The organism is Armatimonas sp., from assembly GCF_031410135.1.
In the GTDB taxonomy this organism is placed as follows: domain Bacteria; phylum Armatimonadota; class Armatimonadia; order Armatimonadales; family Armatimonadaceae; genus Armatimonas.
Map to the genome: position 1 here is coordinate 1 of NZ_JANNYP010000471.1, position 2274 is coordinate 2274.

The following is a 2274-nucleotide window of genomic DNA, read 5'->3' on the forward strand; positions in this document are numbered from 1 at the left end:
TGCGTGCCGCGAAGCCCGTTCCGGGCTGGAGAGTTCGTTTCCCCAGCCCGGAACGGGCTTTGCAGCCGAAGGCTACCCAGACGCCCACTTTCAGTGGGCGGATTGGTAATTCGCGAAAAAAAGGCCGGGCGACTTTCGCCCGGCCTTTTTTGTTGTGCGTTACGCCGTGCCGCCTTTTCGCGCTCGCTTCAGGAGCCGCAGTGAGATCAGCCCGAGCAGGCTGGTAAAAGCGATATTGATCCAAGGCATCGCCGACGTTCCCCAGACCAGTGCGCTACCATCCGCGGACAGTAGCCCGCCATAGTTATTTGCGGTTCCAGCAACGCTCGCAACGGGCGAGAGATAGAGTGTGTTGATAAAGACCGTGTGCTTCTCGTTGTAGGTATTCACCTCGGCGGCAAAGGGTAGGAAGTTCACCACAGCCAGGATCGCAAACGAGAGCGCCATCGCGCCCCAGCGGTTCTTGAGCTTCTGGGAGAGCAGCAGCGTGAGCGAGCCAAAGCCAAAGAGACTCGCAATACTGATCGTAGTGGCCGTGAGACTCCCTTTAAAAATATCTAGTTGCCAGCGTGCGTAGTCAGCACTAATATTTTGTTGCAGTGTTTGCACTTGCGCTGTTTGCACATCGTGCTGCAATCGGAGCTGCTGAGCACCCGCATGAATCAGCGCAACAAGAACCGTCAGTCCCAAGACATAGAAAACTCCTGAGACAGGGTTGCCTTCTTTGATGCGGCGCAGTGCTTGTGTGAGCGAGCCTTTTGGCAAGCCCTCGCCGGAGACGAAGATCGGGATGAGGAGTACGGTCAGAATGGGCATCAGGAGAGCAGGAAGCCAGCTGTACTGGTACTGCTCGCTGCCGTAGATCGCTAGAGAGACCAGCCCGATAAAGAGCGCGGTCAGGCCACGCAGGAGTGGCGAGCGGTCGGTGCGGGGGTACTCGATGCGGTGCAGGGCGACGATAGTGAGAATTGTCCCCAGCAGACCGTTGATCGTGAGACCGACTAGCCAGCTTGGGATGGCGAGACCGAAATAAGTCTCGGTAAGGTTGCCAGCCAGCATCGCGCCCACCGGGTTCACCGAGAGCAAAAACGGCTTGGCGTAGCTACTCAGGCTCGCGGAGCTGAAGTCAATACCACTCGCCAGTGGGAAGGTGCCCACGAAGAAGAGCAGGATCGTGCCGTAGGTCAGCACCGTCGATGTCGTGGTGTTCTTGGCAAACGACGAGTAGGCCATGCCCGTTGCGCCATAGAGAAACGCCGAGGCCATGAGCAAGACATAGGCCGCGCACACTTCCTGAGGCGAGACGCCACCCAGCAGGAAGCAAAGCGCCACGAGCGGCAGCGACGAGAGCAAGAGTAGTCCTACAAAGCCCACGGCGGAGGTCAGCTTGCCCAAGACAATGCTGCGGCGAGAGAGTGGGCTCACAGCGAGCGCTTCAAAGGTGCGCTGCTCCCGCTCGATGGATAGGGCTCCAGCGGTGAGTGCGGGCGTGATAAGCCCCACCAGAGCGGCCTGCACGGCGAAGATCACACCGTAGAACATCCGGCCCATGTCGTAGGTCTGGGTGGTGTAGGCTCCCTGTCGCTCCTGGCTGGTCAGCCAGCTTAAGTACGTCCCACCAAGAATTATGGAGAGCAGCCCGAGGTAGAGAAGTAAGATCCAGAATGCCTTCGCCCCACGCATTCGCGTGCGCAGCTCTTTGGTAAGAATCGGGTTTTCCCAGTTCATTGTCATTTATGCCACCAGCCCCTTGGTCACACGGAGGAAAATATCTTCCAGGTCGGTATCTTGCTCGGCGAAGGTCTGGACACGGACGCCGTTTTGGATCAGTGCCAGCAGCACTTCGGATTGATCGTCGAGCGTGCCATTGTAGTCCACGCGGATTGTCTCGCTCACCAGCGCCACATCGCGGACGTGCTCCACGGAGCGTAAGACCGCCATCGCCTGTGTTCGGTCTGCTTCGGGGACGCGTAGCTCCAGCACACGCCCGCCGAGCACCTCTTTCATGATCTTCTCAATCGGCCCGGCGATGATCATCTCGCCGCGCTCGATAATGCCCACGGAGGTGCAGAAGTCCGCCAGCTCTGGCAGAATGTGCGAGCTGACGATGATCGTCTTGCCCATGTTGCGCAGCTCTTTGAGCAACTCTTTGATCTCGATACGCGCCCGAGGATCAAGGCCAGAAGCGGGCTCGTCTAAAAGCAGCACTTTTGGGTTGTGCACAAGCGTACGCGCCAGGCAGAGCCGCTGCTTCATGCCACGGGAGAGCGACTC

At 58.8% G+C, this 2274-nt stretch carries 2 protein-coding genes; both read right to left on the bottom strand.

Annotated features, from left to right (window positions below):
* Positions 1-159: 159 nt before the first annotated feature.
* Positions 160-1728 (bottom strand): ABC transporter permease subunit, encoded by a 1569-nt coding sequence (locus RMO15_RS17545; RefSeq protein ID WP_309714783.1) that lies wholly within the window; start codon positions 1726-1728, stop codon positions 160-162.
* Between the two features lie 6 nt (positions 1729-1734).
* The coding region (locus RMO15_RS17550; protein ID WP_309714785.1) for an ABC transporter ATP-binding protein at positions 1735-2274 on the bottom strand (540 nt) is incomplete at its 5' end.